The following is a 5,676-nucleotide window of genomic DNA, read 5'->3' as shown; positions in this document are numbered from 1 at the left end:
CCGCTTCGAGAACGCCGACGCCGCCCGCGACTACGTCGACGAACGCGCCCGCGAACAACAGGAGCGGGAAGAGGAGGCTGTGGAGGTCTACGGCGCCGCCCGGGAGCTGTTCCTCAACCGCTACCGAGACACATTCTCCGTCGAACGCCACGGCACGGAGATCGAGTTCTACCGTCCCGTTGGAACGAACGCCGACCTGGGCGACTTCGAGGACCGCGAGCTCGCACAGCGCCTCAAGAACGGCGCCAAGCTGCTCGCGGAGGTCGAGCAGCGCCGGCTCGAGACCATCCGCGGTCTGCAGTCCAACGACGTCGACCTCGAGGCGCTCTACGATGACGCCCTGGAGGGGACGGAGCTGATGCGGAAGGTGCTGTCGGCGCACGCCGTCGACGAGTCGTTCCGCGACCCCGACGTCTGGACCGCCATCTTCCGGGATGACGACACCATCGGTGAGGTGTTCGACGATTTTTCGACCGAAGGGGCGGCGGAGGAGCAACAGCAGAAGCTCGCCGCGTTGCAGAGCATCATGTCGGACGGCGACTCGGACAGCTGAAGGAGGTCTACGACATCGGGCCGCGGGAGTTCTTCGGGATGGCCGACTGGGAGCAAACGTTTTGGATGGTTCGTCTGAATGAACGACAAGAGGCGTTCACCAGATGACCCAGAACACTGCCCCCTGCTCAGAATGCCGCGAGGAGATCTCGATCGAGGCAAAGACGTGCCCCCACTGCGATCATAGCGGTTTCAAGCAGGCCTACACGGGGCCCCTTATCGTGACTATGCTGGGGGCAGCCCTCTCGATCCTCATCATCACGGCGATCATCGGGGTCCCGATGATGATCGGTGGGATCGGGTGGGGGATCTGGGTCTACCGAAACGGTCCTCACGTCGCGGCCGATCTCGAGGCATCAGACGGCGAGTAGTCCTCCACACTTCCGTCCTCAACCACACCGCCGAAAGGCACGAGCAGCAGCATTCATAATGGCTTTCAGTACACTCACAGGCGCCATTCGGGTAGACGCATCTGGCGTCTCTGAAGGCGTCGATACCGCTGAACAGGAGATCGACTCGCTCTCCGGGCGGATGCAGACCGCCGGAAAGTCGATGCAACGCGCAGGCGCCGCGATGACTGCGGGGATCACCGCACCCCTGGTCGCGATGGGGGCCGCCGCGACCCGTCAGTCGGCCAACTTCGACCGGGCGATGCAGAAGTCCATCGCAGTCATGGGCGACGTCTCGGACTCGATGCGCGAGGACCTCGAGGAGACGGCTCGTGAGGTCGCGACGTCGACGACGATGTCGCACCAGCAGGCGGCCGACTCCTACTACTTCCTCGCCAGTGCCGGTCTCGACGCGGCCCAGGCGATGGAGGCGATGCCGCAGGTCGCCGCGTTCGCGGAGGCCGGGCAGTTGGACATGGCGCAGGCGACGGACGTCGCGACGAACGTGATGTCCGCGTTCGGCTACGAGGCCGAGAACATGGCCGAAGTGACGGACGTCCTCACTGCGACGGTGTCCTCCCACAACCAGACGATGGAGGGGATGTCCTCGGCAATGAGCAAGGCGGCGCCGACCGCGGCCAGCCTCGGCGTCTCCCTCGAGGAGACGGCGGCGGCAGTCGGGATGCTCGGTGACGTCGGTATCCAAGCTGAGCGTGCGGGGACCGGTGTGAACGCGATCCTCGCACAGCTCTCCGACACGTCCTCGACGGCGGCGAAGCAGCTCCAGGCGGCGGGCGTGAGCCTCCAGGACTCGGGAGGTAACATGCGCTCGCTCGCGGACATCATCCGGCAGATCGAGCAGTCGAGCCTAGACGCGAGTGACGCTGCACAGCTGTTCGGTCGCGAAGCCGGCCCCGCCGCGGCCGCACTCATCCGAGAGGGTGGTGACGCAATCCGCGAGAACACGTCCAACATCAAGGAGATGGAGGGCGCGACGCAGAACATGGCGGAGACGCAGCGGGACACGCTCAACGCCGAACTCCAGGTGATGAAGTCGAACCTCGAGGACGCCGGCGTCGCGATCGGCGCGAACGTCCTGCCGATGCTGTCGACGCTGTCGGGATACGTCAGCCAGGCCGGGAGTTACTTCGCAGATCTCTCAGACACCCAGCAGAAGGTCGTCATCGGTATGGGGGCTCTGGCGGCTGCCGCAGGACCGCTCCTGCTGGCTGGTGGCACGCTGCTGACGATGCTTCCCGCGATGGCGTCCGGGTTCGCGATGGTCTCAGCAGCCTCCGCACCGGTGACAGCGCCGATCCTCGCGATCGTCGCGGCGGTGGGGCTGCTGGGGGCAGCGTTCGCGACCGACTTCATGGGCATCCGCGGCACAACAATGGACGCGGTCGGCGTTGTGAGAAACAACCTCGGGCTTCTCAAGAACGCGCTGCTGGCCGCGCTCGGCCCGGTCGGCTGGATGTACAAGGCGTGGGAGACGAACTTCCTCGGGATACAGAACCGGACGCAAGAGGCGAAGGATCTGGTTCTGAACAACCTCGACCTGGTGAAGGCGGCGTTCCTCGGCCTGATGGGGCCGATCGGCTGGGCGGTTCTGGCGTACCAGAAGAACATCGGCGGCTTCGGCGACGCGATGGACAAGCAAGTCGACCGCGTCGTGTCCGGCGTCAACTGGCTCGTGAAACGGATCACGGAGATCCCCCAGGAGCTCCAGGACCTCATCGACCGGATCCCTGGCGTCGACGGCGAGGAGGTTGCGGACAAGCTCTTCCCGCCGAAGCCCGCGGAGGAGAAGGCGCAGGAAACCGGTGAGGAGGCCGGAAAGGCGGCCTCCGACGGGGCGAAAAGCGCGGCCGAGGACAGCGACGGAAGCAGCGCCGAACTCATCTCGGGGAGTAGCGACCCCTACACCGACGGCGAGGCCGTTGGCTCGGAGATGGCCCAGGGTGCGGTGGCGGGCGTCGAAGACGAGATAGGTGACGGCCCGATTAAGGGCGAGATGACGCCCGAGATCCGAGCCGCGCTCGAGGAGGGCGTGGACGGATACGTCTCCGACCCCGGCGAGATCGAGGACGCACCGACTGAGATCAACGAGGACCTGTTCAAGGCGGTCGCGTCCAGTAAGGGGGGCGCAACAGCGGAGCGCCTCGGCGTCTCCGAGTCAGAGTTCGCTGCGCTCCAGCAGCGGTTCGGCGGCGGTGGCACCGCAGGAGCAGCCGCGACCGCAGCCACCGGCGGGAGCGGAACATCGATGAGCAGCGGAGGCGGCGGGAGTGGTGCAAGTTCGGGCTCGACCGGGCTCTCTGCATCGGAGTTCAAAACCGCACTCCGGGAAGTGCTGGACGGCATGCGACTTGAAACGCGCCTCGAGACCGACCAGCGAGGGCTGGAGCAGTTCATCGAGGGTATCGCGGAGGCGCAGTTCCGTGAGGCGGCACAAGGGAGGATCAGATGAAGATTTACACATTCGAGCTCGGACACCGGTCATTCTCGTCCGCGCCCCGTTCTGGCGGTCACGAAACCTCGACACAAACCGTGCTTAACGGTCCGACGTCGGTCAGTTCGACAGGGGTCGGAGCCCTCAACTTCGACATCGACGTCGTGCTCGAGGGAGACCGGCGGGCGACCTGGAGGGCGTTGGAGCTGGAAGAGCTCGGAAACAACCCGCGGATGGGCGTGCATCCGGTTTCGGGCATCAGTATGGCTGGGTTCGATGGCTACTACGTCATCAGCTCGACGAGTCGTGATCCCGGGGTTGTCGAACCTCCAGGGGAGTCGCCATCGGACACGGACGCCAAAGAGGAGCTCACGCTCAGCCTCGAACGCGCAGGCACACGGAACTATCACTGGTTGGGCGTTACCACGCGCCCCACGGAGGACGTCGACCACCCGTTCGGCAACGACACGACGCCCCTCGTCGGGCTCCCCGCGGACGCCCAGCGCGTGCGGGCCGTCGACGCGACCGCCGAGCCCGAGCAGCGCGAGCTCTCGCTGATGCCGACGTCCACCGTCACGGCGGAGCTCGGCGACGTCGACCTCTACGACGCGACCGCGCTCCCGTTCGACGAGCCGGTCTACCTGTACGACCTGCCGTACGCGCAGCAGGGCGACGTCGACGCGGCCGTGTTCGACACGTACGGCGAGTCCGACCGCGTCAACGCGGACGGGGCGTTCGTCTGGGCGCAGGTGTTCGACTCCGCGCACGTCTTCGACGGCGACGCGGTCGTGGAGAACGGCATCCTTCGGCTGACCATCAGCGAGCCGGAGGCCGTCGACGGCACGGGCACGCTCACGGCGGAGCGCTGGGACGCCTCCGCGGCCGGTGGCGACGGCGACTGGGTCGCGGTCGGCCTTCCGGATCCGTCGACGATGGACACGGAGTGGCGGCCGCTCGACCTGGACGTCGTCGCGACGAGCCCCGCCCGCGTCGCCGCGCAGCTGGAGTTCGAGGCCGTCGCGGGCGACCGCGAGGGCGACATCTACGCGGTCGACGTCGCGCTCGACCGCGGTCGCGAGGACGCGCTCATCACACTCACCGGGAGTGCGACCGACCCGATCCCGACGGATCTCGAGACGCACCTGGACCCGATCGCGAGTGAGTCGATCGTCGACGCGTTCGGGGACGTCAGGCAGAGCCCGCAGCAGCTGGTCGCGAGAGAGGAGGTGCGCCTGTAGATGGCCACGGAGACGTTCAACTACACGGGCGGGCAGCAGACGTACACGGTCCCGAGCGGAGTGAATGCTGTTCGCATACGGTGTTGGGGTGCTGGTTCCGGGTCCAACGCAGGCAGTTCCGACGGCGCGGACGGCGGATACTCCGAGGGAACACTCGCCGTCAACCCGGGTGATACGCTGTACGTCTACGTCGGTGGAGCGGGCGACTACGGAAGCTCCGGGTGGCCCGACGGTGGTGCCCCGCCGAGCAGCGAGGTTGGTGGAGGGGGCGGTTCGAGCGACGTTAGATATGGTGGGAACGCCCGCGGCGACCGGGTGATCGTCGCTGGTGGGGCTGGTGGCGCCAGGTCCACAGGGGCGAAAAACGACTTCAGTCTGTCCCCCGGCCAAGGGGGCGGGTTGACAGGCGAAAGCTCAGGGGACGACTTCCGAAACGCAGTCGCAGAAGGGGGTACTCAGACCAGCGGTGGTTCCGGAGGCGGAGGCGGCGGGAGTGGCTCGTTCTCCAGCGGTGGAGCCGGGAACGAAAACTCGGAAGGCATCGGGAGCGGCGCCGGTGGTGGATGGTACGGCGGTGGCGGTGGCGGTGGAACGACCGACGACAACGGTAATACGGGTGCGATCAACGGTGCTGGCGGTTCTGGGTACATCGACGGAGTCAGCGACGCTTCAACGAACAGAGGCGGCGGCAACCGCGGGGATGGTTACATTGAGATTGAAACCCTTTCCCCGCCGTCAGCTCCGGCCAGCGCCTCCCAGACCATCGTCTCGGCCGAGGAGATAGAGGTAACGTGGGACGACGTAGACCGCGAGGCCAACTACCGACTCGAGGTGAGCGAGGACGGCGGGAGTTATACGGAAGTCGCGTCTCCCGGTGAGAACGTCACCTCATATACGTACACCGCCACGCCCTCCGTAGACACGCACCAGTTCCGCGTCCGTGCGGAAAACTCGGCGGGAAGCAGTGACTGGACGTACACCGGCACTGCGTCAACGAAGGCGGATCCGGTCGTGCTGGATACTGGTGTTGAAGATGAACTCGGGG

General features: G+C 66.3%; 5 protein-coding genes. All 5 read left to right on the top strand.

What is annotated here, in order from left to right:
• Positions 1-553, top strand: a 553-nt coding sequence (locus tag AN233_RS03150; RefSeq protein WP_245625986.1) for a hypothetical protein, incomplete at its 5' end; no start/stop codon positions are given.
• A 103-nt stretch (positions 554-656) separates the two neighbouring features.
• On the top strand, positions 657-923 hold the full coding sequence (locus tag AN233_RS17115; protein WP_058365401.1) for a hypothetical protein: 267 nt from the start codon (positions 657-659) through the stop codon (positions 921-923).
• A 181-nt stretch (positions 924-1,104) separates the two neighbouring features.
• Positions 1,105-3,411: a phage tail tape measure protein gene (locus AN233_RS03140; RefSeq protein ID WP_245625984.1), complete on the top strand. Its 2,307-nt coding sequence runs from the start codon at positions 1,105-1,107 to the stop codon at positions 3,409-3,411.
• 245 nt (positions 3,412-3,656) lie between these two features.
• Positions 3,657-4,631 carry a hypothetical protein gene (locus AN233_RS03135; protein WP_125919963.1) on the top strand — a complete coding sequence of 325 codons (975 nt, stop codon included), beginning with the start codon at positions 3,657-3,659 and terminating at the stop codon, positions 4,629-4,631.
• Positions 4,632-5,676, top strand: a 1,045-nt coding sequence (locus AN233_RS16175; RefSeq protein WP_141654120.1) for a glycine-rich protein, incomplete at its 3' end; no start/stop codon positions are given. It lies immediately after the preceding gene.

The sequence above is a fragment of the Haloparvum sedimenti genome (assembly GCF_001462205.1).
Taxonomy (GTDB): Archaea; Halobacteriota; Halobacteria; order Halobacteriales; family Haloferacaceae; genus Haloparvum; species Haloparvum sedimenti.
Note: the sequence above shows the minus strand (reverse complement) of the source record. Positions and strands in the feature narration are given on the sequence as shown.

What these genes read in the sequence shown, in the direction of transcription:
- AN233_RS17115 (WP_058365401.1), top strand. Translation starts at nt 657, where the DNA reads ATGACCCAGAACACTGCCCCCTGCTCAGAATGCCGCGAGGAGATCTCG.
- AN233_RS03140 (WP_245625984.1), top strand. Translation starts at nt 1,105, where the DNA reads ATGCAACGCGCAGGCGCCGCGATGACTGCGGGGATCACCGCACCCCTG.
- AN233_RS03135 (WP_125919963.1), top strand. Translation starts at nt 3,657, where the DNA reads ATGGCTGGGTTCGATGGCTACTACGTCATCAGCTCGACGAGTCGTGAT.